We start from the raw sequence: 1,817 nt of genomic DNA on the forward strand, positions 1-1,817 counted from the left end.
AAAATACTTTTGTTCATAAATCCTTTTTAGAGACTTCCAGTTTTGGAAAGGTTTCTTGCAATGGGGTAGTTTATGTTCAAAAGGGAAAAGCGGTGGTTTTTGATACCCCAACCAATGAAACCGCAACTAAAGAATTAATAGAATGGATCCAAAATGGGCTTGAATGTAAGATTATTGGTGTAGTGGTTAGTCATTTTCATGAAGACTGCTTAGGCGGGTTGGAAGTTTTTCATCAGGCTGGGATTGAGTCCTACGCTAGCGATTTGACCATTGAATTAGCCAAAAGTGAGAAAATGCCTATTCCTAAAAATGGCTTTAAAAATAAGCTGAAACTAAGAGTTGGTAATAAATGGATCCTCAATGAGTTTATGGGGGAAGGGCATACAACAGACAATATAGTGAGTTATATGCCGAGCGAAAAAGTATTGTTTGGAGGGTGTTTGGTTAAGGAGCTAAATGCTAATAGAGGTTATGTAGGTGACGGTAATGTTAAGGTTTGGTCAAATACCGTTTCTAAGGTTAAGAACAAGTACCACAAGGCCAAATTAGTGGTTCCAGGACATGGAAAAACGGGAGATTTAGCATTACTTGAATATACCATTAAATTGTTTGAAAGGTCAAAAGAGACCCCTAAGTAGGGCGAATTAAGCTTAGTTTATAATTGACCGTTACTATATGAATTAATTTTTATAAGGTCCGATGAAATTAACTGTTTGTAGAAAAGAATATTTTAATGCTGCACATAGGTTGTATAACCCAAAGTGGTCAGATAAGAAAAATAGTGATATCTTTGGAAAATGTAATAACCCTAATTATCACGGACATAACTATGAGTTGGTGGTAAAGTTAACCGGAGATATAAACCCTGATACTGGTTATGTGTATGATATGAAAGCGTTGAGTGTCCTGATCAAAACTAATGTAGTTGATAAATTTGATCATAAAAACTTAAATCTAGATACCAATGAATTTAAAAAACTTATCCCTACAGCCGAAAATATTGCAGTGGTTATTTGGAATATTCTGAGGAAGCAAATAGACAATAAATACGATTTAAAGATACAGTTATATGAAACCAAAAAAAATTTTGTTGAATACCCCGCTCAGCAATGAGTTTGATGTGGAGGAGATGGGCAACGAGCACATAAGTACTTCCTTTGAAACTCCTCTCCGTGAAGGAGCCTTTGATATCAACGATGAGCGGAAGATTGAGCTTATTGAAAATCATTTTAGGGAAATTATGCTGATTTTGGGCTTGGATTTGACCGATGACAGCTTGAATGGAACTCCACGTCGTGTCGCTAAAATGTATGTAGAGGAAATTTTTAGTGGCCTAAATCCTGAGAATAAACCAAAAGCAAGGCTTTTTGAGAATAAATACAATTACGATGGAATGTTGGTGGAAAAAGATATCACTTTTTATTCCAATTGCGAACATCATTTTGTACCCATTATTGGGAAAGCTCATGTAGCTTATATTTCAGGCGGGAAGGTTATCGGTTTATCGAAAATCAACAGAATTGTTCAGTATTTTGCTAAACGGCCGCAGGTTCAAGAAAGATTGACGGTTCAAATTGCAAATGAGTTAAAGGAGGTGCTTCAAACAGAGGATGTGGCTGTTGTATTGGACGCCGACCATCTTTGTGTTGCTTCTCGAGGTGTCAACGATACCAATAGTAGAACAGTTACCTCTCATTATAGTGGGGTTTTTAAACAAGAAAAATATAAGAATGAATTTCTGAGCTACATTAAATTGCAGAAACATAAATTGTAACTCCAGTAAAGGACAATTTAAAAACGTAGCTCAACCCATTTTT

Annotated in this window: 3 protein-coding genes; all 3 read left to right on the forward strand. The window is 35.8% G+C overall.

Annotated features, from left to right (window positions below; genetic code table 11):
* On the forward strand, positions 1–638 hold a 638-nt coding region (bla, locus tag E1171_RS01905), incomplete at its 5' end, for a subclass B1 metallo-beta-lactamase (RefSeq protein ID WP_155203532.1).
* Between the two features lie 61 nt (positions 639–699).
* A complete protein-coding gene (locus tag E1171_RS01910) occupies positions 700–1,113 on the forward strand; it encodes a 6-pyruvoyl trahydropterin synthase family protein (protein WP_155203535.1) in 414 nt (137 codons plus the stop codon).
* Positions 1,070–1,774, forward strand: coding sequence for a GTP cyclohydrolase I FolE (gene folE / locus E1171_RS01915; RefSeq protein WP_155203537.1), 705 nt, complete (start codon positions 1,070–1,072; stop codon positions 1,772–1,774). Before E1171_RS01910 ends, folE begins: the two co-directional genes overlap by 44 nt.
* Positions 1,775–1,817: the final 43 nt, after the last annotated feature.

The organism is Xanthovirga aplysinae, from assembly GCF_009711365.1.
In the GTDB taxonomy this organism is placed as follows: Bacteria; Bacteroidota; Bacteroidia; order Cytophagales; family Cyclobacteriaceae; genus Xanthovirga; species Xanthovirga aplysinae.

What these genes read in the sequence shown, in the direction of transcription:
- E1171_RS01910 (WP_155203535.1), top strand. Translation starts at nt 700, where the DNA reads ATGAAATTAACTGTTTGTAGAAAAGAATATTTTAATGCTGCACATAGG.
- folE (WP_155203537.1), top strand. Translation starts at nt 1,070, where the DNA reads ATGAAACCAAAAAAAATTTTGTTGAATACCCCGCTCAGCAATGAGTTT.